Below are 17,492 nucleotides of genomic sequence, written 5' to 3'. Positions count from 1 at the left end.
CTTTCACAGCGCCACCATCAGCCGCCTTCGATTCGTTTTGTAACAGGACTGCCATCGCCAGAGCCCCAAAGTTGGTGCTCGCTTGTTGGACAAACTCTCTTCTGCTTAGCATCTGATTCAGTCCACAAATACGAATTCGCTGAGGTTGAATAAGAATCGACACATGTTCTCGAGTCCATGTTCCTGGGCATAATCCACCAACTCGCTCACTTCGGAATCAGATGGTTTTCTTTGCAAAAGCAACTCAACGGCTAGTTCGACCTTGGCGGTCAAGTCTGGCCGCTCAGCATCCAAACGCTTCGCGAACTCTTCCGCCATTGCAAGGCTGAACTTGTTGTTCATCAGCGACAAGGCTTGCAGCGATGTCAGCGTTTCGTTGCGACGAGGAGTGCTCTGAGAAGAATCGGCGCAATCAAGCGTCGTTAAGAATGGGTTGGGTTGTGACCGTGCAATGAAGCGATAGACGCTCCTGCGATGCGACTCTCTGTCGGCGGGATCGAACTTGTGATATTGAAAATGCGGTGAGTGGGCCGTCTTTTCCAGTTCGAACAGATAAAACCCCGGACCTCCCATTCGGCGATCCAACGTTCCACTAACCGACAAAACGGAATCACGAATTTCTTCGGCGGAAAGTCGGCGACGATTCGCACGCCACAAGAATCGATTGCCCCCATCGATGGCAGAATGCTCCGGATGCGTCGCGGAGGATTGTTTGTAGGTGTTGCTGGTCACGATCAAGCGATGCAAGCGTTTCCATGATTGTCCCTCGTCGCGAAATTCGACAGCCAACCAATCGAGAAGCTTTGGATGCGTCGGTTCGGCTCCCATTCGCCCAAAGTCGTTGGGCGTCGCGACAATTCCCTCGCCAAAATGATACTGCCAGATTCGATTCACGATTGATCGCCAAACCAGTGGATGCTGCCGGTCGGTCAGCCACTCGGCAAGCTGCACCCGTCGCTGCGATTCGTCCAGCTCTGAATCGAATTGCCATCGGTCCAAATCCGCCAATGGAATCACCCCCGGAACCGCACGTTCGCCGGGCAGCGAGACTTCCCCACGATGCAAAACGAAAACTTCCCGAGGGACGCCGCCGGTCGGTTTGAAATTTCCTTGGGGTGCAAAATCTGTCGCCGCCGCGTACACGATCTGCTGCGGTGGCAACTCGTCCAGCCTTTGCCGAACAAGCGTCTCTTCTGTGTCGATGTCTTTTCGCTGCTGTGACATTTCTGGCGTGGTCACCGCGCGAAGAACCTCATCGCGACGTCGCTCCGCCTCCGCCAATGATCGCGTTGTTTCAGCTTCGTTTTTTTCAGGCCATTTGTTGTCAGTCAGGTTCTGTCGCTGCCAACGCACCGGGGCTTCGATCGAGTCTTTGGCAACCACCTTGGCCCCGACGCCCACATGTTCATCGCCGACCAAGATCTGCAGTTCTGCCAACGCGAATATGTAGTCCGCTTTGCGTTCCGCCAGACGTGTCGCGGTGACTCGAACCCGACGCACGTGTTGACCGGACAAAGCGAATTCCACCCCGTCATGCCGCGGGTTGGGAAAATCTGCGTTGGTTTTGTCCGCGATTGTCGTCCAGACTCCCGCGTCATTCGCGGTTTCAACTTTGAACCGCACAGGAAACCCAAACCCAGCCCCGATGTTGTTGAAGTTGTCGTTGCAAGGCCGCAACACAATTCGCGAAGCGGACACCTGCGCATCGAGTTGGACTTCCACCCATTTCTCAGAATCTGGTGACGATGCAAGTTCGCTGTGATACCCATGCTCCGGGTACGCGACGGCCTTGGAATTCGAGCGTAGACCGGCGATCTGCTGGTTGACGCACGTCAGCTCAGCCCCACCGGCTTGCTCAATGCGTTTCTCCAGCTCGCTTCGCTGCGTCTTCAGATCCGTCAAACGTTCATTCAGGATCTTTCTTTCGTCAGCGATATTGGGGTCGATGTCGAATCGACGATCCGCTCGATCAAGAGCAGCGAAAACCGCCTGCAAACCATAGTATTGTTGCTGGGTGATCGGATCGAACTTGTGATTGTGGCAACGTGCACACTGAACAGTCACGCTGCAGAACGTGTTCAGTGCTCCCGACACCATGTCATCGCGGTCCAGGTTGCGAGCCACCTTGCCATCTTGCTTTGACTCCGAGACTTCGACGTGGCCGATGAAGTCCCACGGACCTGCCGCGATGAATCCCAACCCAACGATTCCATCCGGTTCCCCCGGGAACAAAACGTCTCCGGCGATCTGCTCTTGAACGAACCGTCCGTAGGGTTTGTCCTCGTTGAGCGATCGAATGACGTAGTCTCGATAGGGCCAAGCATTCGGACGCAATTTGTCTTTGTCGTATCCGTTGGAGTCCGCGTACTTGACGACGTCGAGCCAATGCCGAGCCCATCGTTCGCCATAGTGTTTCGATTCCAGAAGACGGTCGACTAGTTTCTCGTAAGCCAACGGATCAGGGTCCGCGACAAAATCGGCGACCTCGTGCGGCGTCGGCGGCAAACCAATCAGGTCAAACGTCAAGCGGCGAATCAACGTGCGACGATCGGCCGGCGGACTGGGGCTCAATCCTTCCTCGTTCAATTTCTTCAGAATAAATCGATCGATCGGCGAACTCGCCCATGGATCCGAAATCACTGGCACTTCGGGCCGAACCAACGGTTGATACGACCACCAATCGAAATCGCTTACGGATGCCTCTTGCAAGACAACATCCGCAGGCCAAATTGCTCCATCATCGATCCATTGCCGTATCGCATTCAAATCCGATGGGTCGAGCGGATCTGCATCCTGAGGCATTTCAGCATGGCCATCCTTCGGCGTGATCAAATCCATCAAATGACTGGCATCCGCGTCACCGCATTCGACGTGGCCTCCGGCAAAAAAGGATGAAGCATCTTGCAGCGAAAAATCACCTTCAGGTGACTCGTTCCCATGACAAGACAGGCAACGCTGCGAAAAGATCGTGGCAACTCGATCGCGAAAATGGGATACCGGCTTCGACACTTCTTCATCAGCACATGCACAAACGCACGCCAGCGACGCTGTCAAAGCGGCAATACATCTCCTGATCATTGAATCCACCGACCCGAACCTTCCACATTGAAGACCAAACACTGGGACAAGTCTCTTTCCTATCGAACAGGTGTCCCGACCACGCCCAATTTAGTACCCAAACCAAAGAATCATTTATCGAGCGGTACTAAATCGCTCCGTAGTGCGCCACTTAAATCATAGCGACCAACTAAAATCAATTTGCAACTTTCCCGAACGCGAGCAGGCTGTCGTGGTTTCATTCGCAATCATTGTGAGTCGACCGAAGCATTCCGAACTGGAATGAGCAAGCCAAACAAGGCAAGCATTACTTCGGCGGTGAAGTGCGCCCCTCAACGACGCAGCGTTGGAAATCGGTTGCGAACATTGCTTCTGGAACCGCCCAACTCTTTCACGGTCCAAGTGGTCGTCCGATCGACGGGACTGAACGGATCGAGTAGCCGAAGATCATCGCGAGCAGAAATGGAAAGTCGCGTGGCCTCAGCTTTTCGCTCTCTCGCGTTCAGCCAGAAGTCGTTCATAAAGCTCGACGTGTCGGCGAATCATTGCATCCAGTGAGAAGTCATCCACGATGCGTTGCCGTGCTTGTTCCGCGATGCGTTGCGAACCATCGGGATCGTTGAAAGCTGCCAAACTCGAACGAACCAAATCGGCTTCGTCACCGACATCGAACAACCAGCCGGTTTCTCTGTCGATCACCAGGTCTCGATTGCCAGGAATGTTGGAGGCGATCACGGGCACACCCGCCAACATCGCTTCGATCACCGCGTTGCTTTGTCCTTCGTATTCGCTCGCGATCCAAAACTGTTCCGCATGAGGGAGCAACTCGGCAACGTCTTCCCGTTGTCCCGCAAATCGAACATGCAGAGGCGATGAAACCGAATCACGATGGCGAAGCAACTCGTCTCGCTGCGGCCCGTCACCGATGATGACCAACGTCGTGTCACCGCGAGCCGTCGCGAGCAGCTCGCCCGCCCAGATCAAATCGCGAACGCGTTTTTGCGGCCACAATCGACCGACAGCAACAATCAATCGACGTCCGGCCGGAATATCTAGACGACGAAAGGCTTCTTCGCGGTCAATCGCCTGGCTGACCGCAGGCTCGACCGACTCGACTCCATTGGGAATGACCACAAACTGTTCTGGATCCAAACCATTGGCCGCGTAGAAGTCCTGGACTCCGGAACTGTTCGTCGTGATCGCTTGTGAGATCTTTTGCAGACGCCGATCGATCTGATAATGCCAACCTTTCTTCCAAGGGTCGACGCACCGCTCGCTTGCAATGACAACGGGAACGCCCGCCCATTTCGCGGCCACGCGACCAAAGCTATTCGCGGCGAACAACCAGGTGTGAACCACATCCGGTGCAAAATCAATGAGCTGATTCTTCAATCGAAACAACGCCGTTGGATCGACCTTGAATCGCTTGCCAATCACAACAACCGGAACACCAGCGGCACGCAACTCCTCGCTTCGATGGCCATCTCGGGTCAGCAAGAACACGCGGACATCGTGCCCCAACTCGTGCAAGCCTTTGGCAAGCAACACCACCTGTTTTTCAGCACCACCGCGATCCATGGTGGGAATGACCAAAGCAATCTTCATGAGGCCTTCGGGTTGGGCAGGTTTTGGTTGGGATTGGGACGCAAAATGGATTGCCAAAAAGCCAGTTCTTGTTCCAAGGGATGACGACGCGAAAGATCTCGTGCCAATTCAAAAGCGTGCTGCTTGGCCATTTCTAAATCGCCCCAAACGGAACGAAAGGCCTTGCGAAGCGTACTTGGCTTGGCGTGGTCATACCAAGCCAGGGAATCCAAAATGGATGGATCAAAGTGGGTTTGCAAATAGTCTCGCGCCGCCGGTCGATCCGCGATGATGATCGGAAGCGCCGCAGCGAGCGCAGCGGGAAATGTGGATCTCAGTTGCGAATCTTCGTTTTGGACAACCGCATCGACCGACTGCCAAACTTCGGTCATGTCCGAAAATGAGCCGGGAATGGCAACGACGCTGCGAACACCTTCAGCTTTCAATTCGGTGTGCACCCAGTCGCGAATTTTTCCATCGCCAAGGATCCAAATTCGCAAATCTTGATCACGAGCAGCGAGGAAGCGAGCACTTTGAACCAACGCACCCACACCGCTATCCGAGGATGCGGGTCCAGACATCGGGCCACACCACAACAGAACGCGAGATTCGAGGTCCGTCGTCAGATCAAGATTGATGCCGCGCAAGCTGCGACGGGCATTGTTTCGTTGTTGTTCCGTCACCGCAGCGGGACGATGGAATCCGACCGGTCGTCTGCGCAATTTCTCCGCGGGAACACCGTGCGACACCAAGTATCGATCCGTTTTGGCATGCTCTGTGATTACGGAGTTCAGACCGCTGCACGACTGCAGAACACGTTTGCCGCCTCGCGTGTTTTGGCACCACGTTTGATCCGAGTCCTCTCCCCAACCGCCACACACGGCAACGCCGACGGTCGGATGATCGCCGTGCGCATCGGAGGCCCCGGATTCAATCGCCATGGAAACCGCTCGCGATTCTTCACGCAGTTGGTCGCATACGATCGCATCCAAACAGGGCATCCGTTCGACCAACCAATGGCTCAAATGTCGAACGTAGCGTTGAGTGGACCAATCACCTCGCGGGGCCGAAGCAACACGGTGAACCTTCACGTCACCCAACATGATTTCGGTCGGCCATGTGTTGCCATGCCGAGGCGTCACGACTTCCACCCGCATGCCCCAGTTCGCCAAACGCTGAGTCAACTCAAACGTCGCCGCAGCAGCTTCGTGTCGCCCCGAACAATGCGGCCAAAAATGCCGAGCGACGAACATCACCCGAGACACACTCACTGGCGAGCCGTCGCTTCAATCTCATCGGGTTCCAACACACCGATGAATGGCAAATTGCGATACATGTCGAGGTAATCTAGCCCGTAACCAACGACAAACTCGTCTGGAATCTCAAACGCGACAAAGTCTGGACGCGGACCGATTTGCTCGAGGCGTTGTTTTCGCAACAACACGGCGGTCGAGACGCTTGCCGCTCCCATGTTGGTGATCGCTTCGCTGAGTTTGGTCAGTGTGGCTCCCGTGTCGTAGATATCATCTACCAACAACACGTCGCGTTGCTGAACATCGATCAGCATCTTGGAATCGATCTCTAATTTGCCTGCTTGAGTTCCACCGCGATAACTCGACGCGTGAATCACGCCGACACGTTGGGGCATCGACAACCGCCGAATCAAATCCGCAAACAGCACCAAAGATCCCGTCATCACCGCGACCACCGTGATTGGGCGATCGCCGTAGGTGGCATCGATTTCCTTCGCCAATTTGGAAACTCCGTCATCGAGCTGGGATTCGTCAATCAGCGTTCGCATGGCGGATCAAAGTGAAATCGAGATTCGGAGGAGAGAAGAACGGACGACGCGCCGAGTGTTAAATGATTCCGATTGGGCAAACCGGCGACTTGGCAGCAAATTTCCCGATCGAGTCACCCCTGATGAGGGAACTCGGATGTTCGATGCCGGAACGGGCTTCGATCCGATTGAAAGGATTGGGTCACCTTCGTCGACCACCCATTTTGCCCTATCAATCGTGGATCGAACAGACGCATGACGCCATCGCAAAAATTGGCTCGAGCTCGTCACTGCTTCCAGGCTTGGCTGAACGCTCAGCCTGAAGAAGATTCGCCGGAAACGATCCAGATTCGCCCGAGCGAAACCAAAATCGAATGGAGCGAATCCGTCTTCATCTGCGACGGATTTTATCGCGGCCGTCGGTTTCGAACCGACTCGGCTTCGGCAATTTGGTTCACCGAAGAGCATGAATTGAAGATTCACGACGCGGACGGAGCTTGCGTGGCCACGCTTACATCGGCCGAGATGGAAGCTCAATTCGCCGCCGCCCAACCGCAGACCGACACAGCTCAAACCGAGCCAATGCGTCGAGCTGCGTAGGCAGACGCGGCGACGAGAAGGTCAAGACTCGAGAAATTCCAACCGCTTCTCGAGTGCCTCCAGCTTCGCCGTCACGCTGTCCAGTCGATCTTGAATCTTGTCGATGCGGTCGTCGTTGGCCGCTTTTGCTGGAGCCGCCGATCCGGAACCAGCAGGCGATGACGCCGCACTGGACGCATCTTGCTTTTTGATTTTGTCGACCAGGTACAAGCGTTCCTGCGGCGTGTACAGGCAATGCGCAAACGTTTGTCCGCGACCGGGTGGCGTCAATGATTCGACCAAGCCCTTTTCCATCAGCGAATCCAATTCCGTTTTCAGCGAATCCAGATCGGGAAATTTGTGCATCCGAGAAGCACGTGTGCGCAGCTCGCCAGCGGTCTGCGGTCCACGCAGCATCAACTCGGTAACGATCGCGGCCCCGGGACTATCGACTCCCAACCATTCGTAGGCTGCGTGCCGGTACTTTGTCACTCGTCCGCTGCCTTGAATCTCTCGGGCGGCACCGGCGTCTCGCAGTTCGTCCAGCGCCAGCAACGCATCGGACTCATCCACCTGCATCTGAGGCGAACGATTTGATTTTTGATTGCAGCCCGTGATCAATCCGGCCAACGACAACGGGTACCCATCAGGCGTTGTCTTGGCCTTCTCTACCAACACGCCCAAACATCGCCTCGCGGTGGCGGTCAGCGGCTTAGGTTGGCTGGATTCATTTTCAGCGGAGTTATCTTCGTTCATTCCATTTCCTACTGGATGCAAACCGTGGTGTGTCGATCGGGATCGCACATGCGACAAGAAACCGAAAGGTTCCGACGAACCTCGCGTCAATCCGTTTGAACTCAAAACGAACCAGTCATGGTAACTTTTTCGAGTCTTCTTGGCAGCAACCGAGGATTTCCGCGAGTCGCACTCTCGAAGCGGGGCTCCAGACCGTATCATCATGCGTTGGGCTGCTCACGAGGATGCGGCCACAAACTTTTCGACTTGTGTAGGTGGAGCCGCTGACGGTGGACACGTATCTGATCATCCTGATTGTTCTAGTCGCCTTGTTGGCCATCGCGATCGCAATGGCCGTTTGGAAGCCGCGATTGTTTGTTCGCTGCTTGTTCCGTCCGGTGCTGGAAATTTTGTACCGCAAACGGGTCGTCGGTTTGGAGAAATTCCCAACCGAAGGTGGCTGTCTCTTGGTCAGCAATCACACCTCGTGGATCGATGGCATTTTGATCCTCTGGGCACTGCCGCGAAATGTCCGGTTTGTGGTCGATGGCGGCAATTTCACATCGAAGATCGGCGACTACCTCGGGCGAGCCTTCGACACGATCTTCATGATGGGCGGCCCCAAATCGATTGGGCGAGCGATTCGCGACGCTCGCGAAGGGCTGAACAATGGCGACGTGGTGGGCATCTTTCCGGAAGGAACAATCACGCGAACGGGGCAATTGCAAGCGTTTCGTCCGGGCATGAGCAAGATTCTGAAGAACACCGACGCGAAGATCGTTCCGGTGCACTTGGAAGGAATGTGGGGCAGCATTTTCAGCTTTTCCGGCGGCAAATACTTCTGGAAATGGCCGGACAAATTTCGACGCACCATCACCGTGTACGTCGGCGAACCTCTCCCGGCCGACGCTCCCATCTCCGCGGTCCGTGGCAAGGTCCAAGCCTTGGGTTCACAGGCTCAAATCGATCACCGCCGCGAGTTCCCCGTTTTGGCTCGACAAGTCCTCCGGGTTTGGCGACGCCGGGGCAAACGCTTGCAAGCGGCCGACACCTTGGGCACTGAAGTTGGCGGACGGAAGCTGCTGATCAACACGCTCGCCCTGCGTCGATGCCTCCATCGAGAAGTGTTCGCCAAGGACGAGCAGTTCGTCGGGATTCTACTTCCGCCGAGCGTCGGAGCTGTCGCGGTCAATGTTGCGCTGGCCGCCGATCGTCGCGTCAGTGCCAACTTGAACTACACGGTCAGCAGCGAAGTGATGAACCACTGCATCCGTGACGTGGGTATCAAGCATGTGCTCACGAGCGACCGGTTCCTTGAGAAAATTGATGTGGAACTGGATGCCGAGATCGTCTCGTTGGACAAGCTCAAAGAAAAAGTCAGCTTGGCCGACAAGGTCATCGCTGCTCTGCAAGCGACGGTCGTGCCCAGCTGGTTGCTCGATCGGATTTTGGGGCTCAACAAAGTCCAAAGCGACGACCTGCTGACGGTGATCTTCACCAGCGGTTCCACCGGAATGCCCAAAGGCGTTCTGTTGTCCAACGCGAACGTCAGCCACAACGTCGATGCGGTCAATCGTGCCATCCGGCTCAACACCGAAGACGTCGTCATCGGCGTGTTGCCGTTTTTCCACTCGTTTGGTTACGCGGTCACGCTTTGGGCCGCTCAAACGCTTGGCCCCGCCGGTGTCTATCACTTCAATCCATTGGATTCCAAACAGATCGGCAAACTCGCCGAGAAGTACAAAGCCACCGTGCTGCTTGGCACACCGACCTTCATGCGAGGTTACCTCCGACGCATCACACCGGAACAATTCAAAACGCTGAACGTCGCGGTCGTTGGTGCTGAGAAGATGCCCGCGGATCTGTTTGATGCATTCGAAAAACGCTTTGGCGTCCGTCCTGTCGAAGGCTATGGCACGACCGAGATGAGTCCTCTGGTCAGCGTCAACATCCCGCCCTCTCGATCGGCCGCGAAATTTCAACCTGACCGTGTCGAAGGCAGCGTCGGACGTCCATTGCCTGGAATCTCGGCACGAATCGTTTCGCCCGATGATGGAACCGAATTGGACGCGGGTGAGGATGGAATGCTGCTGGTGACCGGGCCCAATGTGATGCGAGGCTACGCGAATCGCGATGACTTAACGCAAACGGCCGTTGTTGACGGTTGGTACACGACGGGCGATATCGCCCACATCGACGGCGACGGGTTCCTGCACATCACCGGTCGTTTGAGCCGTTTCTCAAAAATCGCTGGCGAGATGGTGCCACACGTTCGCATTGAAGAAGAGCTCGGCAAACTGTTATCCGAAGGCGATGACGACGATCAAGTGCGAGTTTGTGTCACGGCGGTTCCGTGCGAACGCAAAGGAGAACGCATCGTCGTCCTGCATCTGCCAACATCGCAAACACCGGATTCGCTGCGAGAAGGATTGAAGGCCGCCGGATTGGCCAATCTGTTCATCCCATCGACCGACAGCTTCTTTGAAGTCGACGAGATCCCATTGCTGGGAACCGGCAAATTGGACCTCAAGGGCGCCCGAGATCGAGCGAGCGAATTGACGATGGCGAGTTGCTGAAGGAACTCAAGCGAGCCCGCGAATCTCACGTCCGATCGCACGTGCCAGGTGCGATGAGAAAGAACCACGTGCGATGAGAAAGAAATCAGAGGATAGAAACCCCGGAATCCTTCGATCGCGCCGGTAAGCGATTAGCTGGCCGGACTTTCGATCTCATCTTCGTGACTGACCGGCGAGTTCAAATCGATCGCTTCAAAGCGACTGCGATACAACAAACGTTCCCACCATCTGGCTTTTCGCATTGATGGATCGTTGGCGTCGACCAAATGCCTTTTGCCGCGACGCGTGCAAATCTTTAATCGGTCGTCATCCAGGACCTCTTCCACCACCCAGTACTTCTCAACGACGTACCGGTAGGAATTGCCTTTTCCTGCGGCATGAACCTCGGATGCACGTGGCCCCGGAGAAACACTGCTCTTTTGTTTCCGGTAAATCACCCAGTCGTTTCGCTGAAATTGATTTGCAGCCAATGTCATTCCTAAGGCGTGGACTTGAGACGGGTTACCTGCCCCAAATGATCGCAGCTTTCAGAAAAGGACACAATTGGTCAGGCGACCGATGTTCTCAGGAATGCAAAATCGCTTCCACGAATCGCCTCGAAGGGATTCGCTACCGACCACACACCGTCAATTGATTGAGTCGAGTTTGACAGAACAACGATCAGTCGTCTCGCACTAGCTAAGGTTTGTGACCGCCATCACCGCGGCCAAACTCAACTGAGGCCAACACTGTGCGACTGAATCATTGTGCGACTGAACATCGAACAGTGCGACTACTCCGCTGAGAAGTGAAACACGGTTGTCGTGTCGTACTTTTCACCCGGCTTCAAAATTGCCGATGGAAACGTTGATTGATTGGGACTGTCCGGATAGTGCTGAGTCTCCAAGCAGAATCCACCGCGATGAACGTAGGGCTTGCCCGATTTGCCTACCAAGCGACCGTCCAGGAAGTTTCCGCAGTAGAACTGAATGCCCGGTTCACTGGTGTGAATTTCCAACGTTCGTCCGGTTGTCGGCTCAGAGACTCGAGCGGCCAACGTCAGGTCCCCATCTTCATCGGACGAATCTAACACGAAGTTGTGGTCATAACCCAAACCAAATTCGAGCTGTTCGTTTTCAACGCCAACATCCCGTCCGATTGCTTTCGCTTTTCGGAAGTCAAATGGCGTTCCCTCGACGTCGCGAAGTTCTCCGGTGGGAATCAATGTCGAGTCAACCGGAGTGAACTTCGATGCATTCAACATCAGTTCGTGATCGAGAATCGTGCCGTTGCCTTCGCCGGCCAGATTGAAATACGTGTGCTGAGTCAGATTGACTGGCGTGGCCTTATCCGTCGTCGCTTCATAGTGGACGATCAATTTGTTCTCGTCGGTCCACTGGTAAGTGACCGCAATTTGCAGATTGCCCGGATAACCTTCTTCACCGTCTTTGGCCAGGTAAATCATTTTCAATGCCGGCTTGCCATTTACAGCGGTTGGCTCAGCATCCCAGACGACCTTGTCAAAACCGATCACGCCACCGTGCAAATGGTTGGGCCCGTTGTTCGTCGCCAACGAGTAAGTCTTGCCGTCCAACGTGAACTCACCATTGGCGATTCGGTTTCCGTAACGTCCAACGATGGCACCAAAGTAAGGCTTGTCGACCGCATTGATGTAGCTCTCGACTGAGTCGTAACCCAGAGCGACATCGCCCAGATTCCCATCGCGATCAGGCACTACGATCGATGTGACGATTGCGCCAAAGTTTGTGATCTGGACCTTCGCACCCGATTGATTCTCAAGCGTGTACAACTCGATCGAATCGAAGTCTTCGACCTGCATTTGATCTTGAGCGGTGACCGGATTGGCGAGGCAACCAAGCACCAACAAACCCGCGAAGCATTTAGCAGTGAACCGGTTCATTCGATATCTCCAAGAAGCGACAAACATGATTTTGAATTTGAAAATTGACCAGCAACGACAACGAATCTAGATCGCAAAGAAAGCGTAGACGCCCAAACACACCAGAACCAAAACGCCCCCGACGTACGGCGCGGGTTTCCATGGCGTTAGGTCCACAAGCTTGGCATCTCGCTGCTCGTAGGGCGAATCTCGGCGAATTCCCATAGCCACCATGACAAGTTGCATCGCGATCAGAAACGCAAACACGGCTCCCATGTAGTGGAAACCATTGACGAAGGTGGACGCCAACCATCCGTCGTCGCCACCGCCAAAGAACGTGCCAATCACCATCAGCACCAACCCAACGATCAACGCAGCCATCGCGGATCGCCCGTCGGCCGTCTTGTGAAACAACCCCAGCAGAATGACTGACGCCAACGGGATGAAGTAAACACCGTTCAATCCCTGGAAGAAACTGAACACTCCGTCGCGTCCATAAAACACCAACGGTGCAGCGATCACAGCAAAGATGGCGACAACAAAGCTGCAAACCTGACCCGAGAAACGGACCTGTTTGGTGGTCGCATCCGGGCGAATGTATTGCTTGTAGACGTCCAACGAAAACAACGTTGCTGCTGAGTTCAGCACGGAATTGAACGTGGAGAGAATGGAACCGATGACAACCGCGGCGAAGAAGCCCAGCAGCCACTCCGGCAACACTCGAGCGACCAACGCGCCGTAGGCCTGGCTCGAATTCCAATCACCATCGGAATTAGTTCCGACCGCATCCATCATCTGCTGATCGTTCGCGGTGACGACCAAATACGCCGCCGCAATTCCGGGCAGCACCAAGATCAACGGTGCAAGGATTTTGAAGAACGCGGCCAGCAAAACTCCCTTCTGACCTTCGGCCAAGTTCTTGGCACCAAACGTTCGCTGAATGATTTGCTGGTTCGTGGTCCAGTAGAAAAAATTCAACAGCAAAACACCCGTGAACAACGTCGGCCAGTGAGTCGACTCGTCACTCGCACCGAGCGAGCGGAAGGCATCTGGGTCGGCCGCATCAATTTTCTGAAGTGCCCCACTGATTCCACCTTCATCACCAGCAACGACCTGCAACGAAAAGTAGGTGATCATCAAACCGCCGATCAACAGACCCGCACCGTTGAAAGTGTCGGACACCGCAATCGCCCGCAAGCCACCGAAAATCGCGTAGGCACCACCCAACGAAGCAATGAAAACGAGCAACATCCAGATCATTTGGTAGTCGCTGACGCCAAATTTCTCGTTCAGCGAGAGCATGCTATTTAGTCCGTTGGCTCCCAGAAACAGCACGAACGGCAAAAGAATCAGCATGTATGCCACGATAAAAATTCCCGCCGTCAATGCGCGGACGCTGCGGCCATAGCGTTCTTCCAGGAACTGTGGAATCGTCGCGATTCCGGACTTCAGATACCGGGGCAGGAAAACCAACGCCAGAATCACCAGCGATATTCCTGCGACGACCTCCCAGCACATCACAGACAGCCCATCGCGAAACGAATCCGCATTGAGCCCGACCAATTGCTCAGTCGACAAATTCGTCAGCAACAACGAACCAGCGATGAAGACGCCAGTCAGGGACCGACCGGCTAAGAAATAGCCCTCGTCGGTATCCACATCGCTGCCACGCGTTTTCCACCAAGTCAAAAACGCCACCATGCCGGTGAAGAATAGAAAGGAAATCAGCGTGGTGGTGTTCATGGACATCCTCGGGTGTTGCATCATGCAAAAGGGTTCACATCTGGATCACATACCATACAGCGTCACCTGCTCACTCACAGCCGCCAGGAAGATTTTTCTTCCTTTCAACCCTTCAAGATGGTCACGATCTTCCCTTCAACACGCTCTGCCTTACTGATTCAGCACTAGCTCATCACAGCGACCCCACCAACCAAGCTAAGATATATTGCCCTTCAGTCAATTCCGGTGACCATAGGTCTTCGCCAGCGAATTACGGTTCCACCGGTCGGAATTGATGCGACTGGCTATCGCCGACGGACTGAATTTCGCAAAATGATTCGTTCCACACTTGCCCCACTGTTTGGGCATCTGCCCGCTTTCCGAATTTTCGCTTGCTCCACACTCATGGCCCAACGTTCACGCAAGTCCCGAGACGCTGAGACCACCCCTGGCGAGAATTCCACCGACTCTGATGCAAAGCAGGACTCTGCGAAGGGCTCCAAGCCAAAATCGGAGTCCATCAAAATCAACCCCAAGGTCTTCAACGGCGACTCTCAGATCGAAGTCGACGGGATTCAGGTCGACCTGCGGAATCGCTATTTAGCCGCTTTCCTGGCTTGGTTGGTTCCCGGTGCGGGCCACTTCTATCAAGGTCGGCACACAAAAGGGACGCTGTTCGTCATCAGCATTCTCTCGATTTGGATGCTTGGTTTTGCCCTCGGCGGATTTCACGTCGTCTATGCTTCTTGGTACCCCGGCGATAAACGCTGGCACTATGTCCTCCAGGCCGGAGTCGGTTCGGCAGCACTTCCCGCTTTGGTTCAAGGAAACCGGATGCGACTTGCAACGGATCACCGCGGCCGAACCCGTTCGGACTACGAGCCTTTGTGGAATGGCTTCATGGCACCGCCGCATCGCCCCGTCGTTGAATCCGAGGCCGACGAAGTCGCCGCTTGGTACGCCCGGCGCGGTTCGGGATACGAAATGGGCACTTGGTACACGATGATTGCCGGATTGCTGAACTTCCTGGTGGTTTACGACGCTTTTGGTGGCCCGTTGGCGGTACCGATCAGCGGCCGGAAGAAACGCGAATCGGAATCATCTGAGACTGCGAACAACGAAGGAGACGCATCGCCGAAGTTTGCGAATGGCGTCTGAAGCGATCACACTTTTCTCTGCGATTCTCATCGCCTTATCTCATCAGCTGACTTTTCTGTCAAAGGACGCGCGTTGAACAAGCCTGCTCGCTCCAAACCTCACGTTGCCTTGATGGTCGAGACCGCGACCGTCTACGGACGTGAAGTTCTGTCTGGAATCATGCGTTTCATGCGAACGCAAGAAGATTGGTCGGTCTTTCTCGAACAACGAGACCTGCTGACCTCGCCGCCCTCGTGGTTGAACGACTGGCAGGGCGACGGAATCATCTCACGCGGATCCACCGACGAGATGATCGAGGCAGCGGTCCGGCGGAACATCCCCGTTGTGGAACTGAACGACCGCAGCGAAGTCGACAAGGCTCACGTCCGCAGCGACGACGCGAAAATCGGCGAAATGGCCGCCCGACACTTGATGGAACGCGGGTTCCAACACTTCGCCTTCTGCGGATTCGACTTCGAAGCTTGGTCGCAACGACGCCAAGAAGCGTTCGTGAGAACGATTCAACAAGAAGGCGGCCAATGCGATGCATTCAATTCACCTTGGATGAACCTGGCGCGACCTTGGGAAGAAGATCAACAGGCGATTGCGGAATGGTTGCAATCGCTGCCGAAACCCTGCGGGATCTTCACCTGCAACGATTTGCGAGGCCAACACGTTCTCGCAGTTTGCTCAACGTTGGAACTGACCGTTCCGGAAGAAGTCGCCGTCATTGGTGTCGACAACGACGAACTGCTTTGCCAATTCTGTCAGCCACCGCTGTCGAGCGTCATTCCAAATGCGGAAGCCGTCGGATTCCTGGCCGCTGAACGTCTGTCCCGGTGGATGAAAGGCGAATCGCACCACGAAACTCAGCAGGTCGTCGCGCCGACCGGTGTCGCCACTCGACTGTCGACCGACGTCGTTGCGATCGATCACCCCGAGGTCGCCTCAGCGTTGGCCTACATCCGGCAACACGCCTGCGAAGGCCTGACCGTTGATGAAGTGCTGCAAAACGTGGCCGTCAGCCGCAGCACACTCGAACGACAACTTCGGCGGTATTTGGGGCGGACACCGCAGCAGGAGATCCGCAACGTTCAGCTCAAACGTGTCCGAGAATTGCTGGTCACCACCGAAATGGCTGCTGAGCAGATCGCTTACCGAGCGGGGTTCGATCATCCGGAATACATGCATTATGTGTTCAAACGCGATCTCGGAATGACACCCGGCCAGTACCGGCAAAGCGTCCGCGGCCAGGAAAGCTGAGCCGCATCAGCGGAAACGGCATCGGTAGTCGCTGATCGAAAGAGCGAATTCCGCGGGAATTGCGTCGCCAGCGTGGCAAGAAAATTTGGTGCCGGGGCCGAGACCAAGTATACTGAGTCGACCTTGATCGCTCCCGGTCTAGCCTTTTCGGTCGCTGATTTGCCGCCCGCATTCAGCAACGATGGTTGTCGCGGCGGGGAGATCGATCACGCAGGGTGCCGAATCGATGGTGGATTTTGCCGTCCAACAACCATCAATCATTCAGCTCCCGACCATTACTTCTCCCTGCACACTGATTCTCAGGATGTTGACCGTGAATCGCCACACCTTCTCTCGTTGCACCCAATCTTCGTTCTTCGGAATGAGCTCACTGATGTGCGTTGCCGCTCTCGGTTTCGCCGTCGCGAGTTTTGCATCGCCTTCCACCGCCAGCGCTGGTGGCGAGGAAGCCGTCGTCAACGGCTTGTTCGAAGCCATGGATGCCGGAACCGTCGAAGCCAAGTTCATTCCCCAATCGTCGGCAAAAGCCAACCTGTTGGTCAAAAACTTGACTGACAAACCACTTCACATTCACGTTCCCGCAGCCTTCGCTGGCGTTCCCGTCCTTGCTCAAGGAATGATGGGCGGCGGCATGGGAGGCATGGGTGGCGGCATGGGAGGAATGGGCGGCGGCATGGGAGGCTTCATGCGAGTTGCCCCCGGACGCACCAGCAAGATGGCCCTGAACACTGTTTGCTTGGAACACGGCAAGCCAGAACCAAACGCCAAGATGAAATACACCATCGCTCCACTCGACCAAGTCACCAAAGACCCAGCCGTGGCTGCTTTGTGCGAAGCACTCGGCAATGGCGTCATCGCTCAGAACACTGCCCAAGCTGCGGCTTGGCACCTTACCGACGACATGTCCTGGAACGAACTGGCAGAAAAGAACCGCAAGGAAAGCCAGTACACCGGCAACGAGCCTTACTTCACCTCGTTCGAGTTGCGTGCCGCATCCAACGTGGTGGGCGAAGTCAAACGAATCGCTCAGAACTACCAGGACAAACTGGAGTCGGCCGAGAAGACCGAAGGCGGCCTGACCTTGGACAACAGCTACGGCAGCTGAAGATTGCCCGCTGTTGAGTGAACGCAAGAAACGCGTTCACGAAATCGAAACCAACGTTTACCTGCGAGGACATCA

At 55.3% G+C, this 17,492-nt stretch carries 13 protein-coding genes; 5 read left to right on the top strand and 8 right to left on the bottom strand.

What is annotated here, in order from left to right; genetic code table 11:
* Positions 1-117: 117 nt before the first annotated feature.
* The 4 genes from RE6C_RS19430 to hpt all read right to left on the bottom strand — a co-directional run bounded on the left by RE6C_RS19430 (position 118) and on the right by hpt (position 6,442).
* The gene (locus RE6C_RS19430) at positions 118-3,009 is read right to left on the bottom strand and encodes a DUF1553 domain-containing protein (RefSeq protein ID WP_008659271.1); all 2,892 of its coding nucleotides are present in this window, start codon (positions 3,007-3,009) and stop codon (positions 118-120) included.
* A 528-nt stretch (positions 3,010-3,537) separates the two neighbouring features.
* Positions 3,538-4,662 carry a glycosyltransferase family 4 protein gene (locus tag RE6C_RS19420; protein WP_008659268.1) on the bottom strand — a complete coding sequence of 375 codons (1,125 nt, stop codon included), beginning with the start codon at positions 4,660-4,662 and terminating at the stop codon, positions 3,538-3,540.
* Complete coding sequence (locus RE6C_RS19415) at positions 4,659-5,894, bottom strand: glycosyltransferase family protein (protein ID WP_008659266.1); 1,236 nt, start codon at positions 5,892-5,894, stop codon at positions 4,659-4,661. The genes RE6C_RS19420 and RE6C_RS19415 overlap by 4 nt, the downstream gene beginning before the upstream one ends.
* Positions 5,895-5,908: 14 nt before the next feature.
* Positions 5,909-6,442 (bottom strand): hypoxanthine phosphoribosyltransferase, encoded by a 534-nt coding sequence (hpt, locus tag RE6C_RS19410; protein WP_008659263.1) that lies wholly within the window; start codon positions 6,440-6,442, stop codon positions 5,909-5,911.
* Between the two features lie 234 nt (positions 6,443-6,676).
* On the opposite strand from hpt, the gene RE6C_RS19400 reads away from it, so the two are divergent.
* The gene (locus RE6C_RS19400; protein WP_008659261.1) at positions 6,677-7,021 is read left to right on the top strand and encodes a hypothetical protein; all 345 of its coding nucleotides are present in this window, start codon (positions 6,677-6,679) and stop codon (positions 7,019-7,021) included.
* 21 nt (positions 7,022-7,042) lie between these two features.
* Here RE6C_RS19400 and RE6C_RS19395 read toward each other — a convergent pair whose 3' ends face one another.
* The gene (locus RE6C_RS19395) at positions 7,043-7,756 is read right to left on the bottom strand and encodes a YceH family protein (protein ID WP_039962632.1); all 714 of its coding nucleotides are present in this window, start codon (positions 7,754-7,756) and stop codon (positions 7,043-7,045) included.
* Between the two features lie 254 nt (positions 7,757-8,010).
* On the opposite strand from RE6C_RS19395, the gene RE6C_RS19390 reads away from it, so the two are divergent.
* Complete coding sequence (locus RE6C_RS19390; RefSeq protein ID WP_008659258.1) at positions 8,011-10,311, top strand: AMP-binding protein; 2,301 nt, start codon at positions 8,011-8,013, stop codon at positions 10,309-10,311.
* Positions 10,312-10,442: 131 nt separating this feature from the next.
* Here the strand turns inward: RE6C_RS19390 and RE6C_RS19385 are convergent, their stop codons facing one another.
* From RE6C_RS19385 to RE6C_RS19375, 3 genes are all read right to left on the bottom strand, one after another.
* On the bottom strand, positions 10,443-10,787 hold the full coding sequence (locus tag RE6C_RS19385) for a hypothetical protein (protein WP_008659256.1): 345 nt from the start codon (positions 10,785-10,787) through the stop codon (positions 10,443-10,445).
* A gap of 296 nt (positions 10,788-11,083) precedes the next feature.
* Entirely contained in the window at positions 11,084-12,238 is a 1,155-nt protein-coding gene (locus RE6C_RS19380; protein ID WP_008659253.1) for an aldose epimerase family protein, read from the bottom strand.
* A 39-nt stretch (positions 12,239-12,277) separates the two neighbouring features.
* Positions 12,278-13,933 (bottom strand): solute:sodium symporter family transporter, encoded by a 1,656-nt coding sequence (locus RE6C_RS19375; protein ID WP_039962631.1) that lies wholly within the window; start codon positions 13,931-13,933, stop codon positions 12,278-12,280.
* Positions 13,934-14,158: 225 nt separating this feature from the next.
* On the opposite strand from RE6C_RS19375, the gene RE6C_RS19370 reads away from it, so the two are divergent.
* The 3 genes from RE6C_RS19370 to RE6C_RS19360 all read left to right on the top strand — a co-directional run bounded on the left by RE6C_RS19370 (position 14,159) and on the right by RE6C_RS19360 (position 17,417).
* Positions 14,159-15,070 carry a DUF6677 family protein gene (locus RE6C_RS19370; RefSeq protein ID WP_008659250.1) on the top strand — a complete coding sequence of 304 codons (912 nt, stop codon included), beginning with the start codon at positions 14,159-14,161 and terminating at the stop codon, positions 15,068-15,070.
* A 72-nt stretch (positions 15,071-15,142) separates the two neighbouring features.
* The gene (locus RE6C_RS19365) at positions 15,143-16,312 is read left to right on the top strand and encodes a XylR family transcriptional regulator (RefSeq protein ID WP_315850957.1); all 1,170 of its coding nucleotides are present in this window, start codon (positions 15,143-15,145) and stop codon (positions 16,310-16,312) included.
* A 304-nt stretch (positions 16,313-16,616) separates the two neighbouring features.
* Positions 16,617-17,417 carry a hypothetical protein gene (locus RE6C_RS19360; RefSeq protein WP_008659245.1) on the top strand — a complete coding sequence of 267 codons (801 nt, stop codon included), beginning with the start codon at positions 16,617-16,619 and terminating at the stop codon, positions 17,415-17,417.
* Positions 17,418-17,492 lie beyond the last annotated feature (75 nt).

The sequence above is a fragment of the Rhodopirellula europaea 6C genome, assembly GCF_000338295.1.
Taxonomy (GTDB): Bacteria; Planctomycetota; Planctomycetia; order Pirellulales; family Pirellulaceae; genus Rhodopirellula; species Rhodopirellula europaea.
This window is presented reverse-complemented; position numbering and strand designations above follow the sequence as displayed.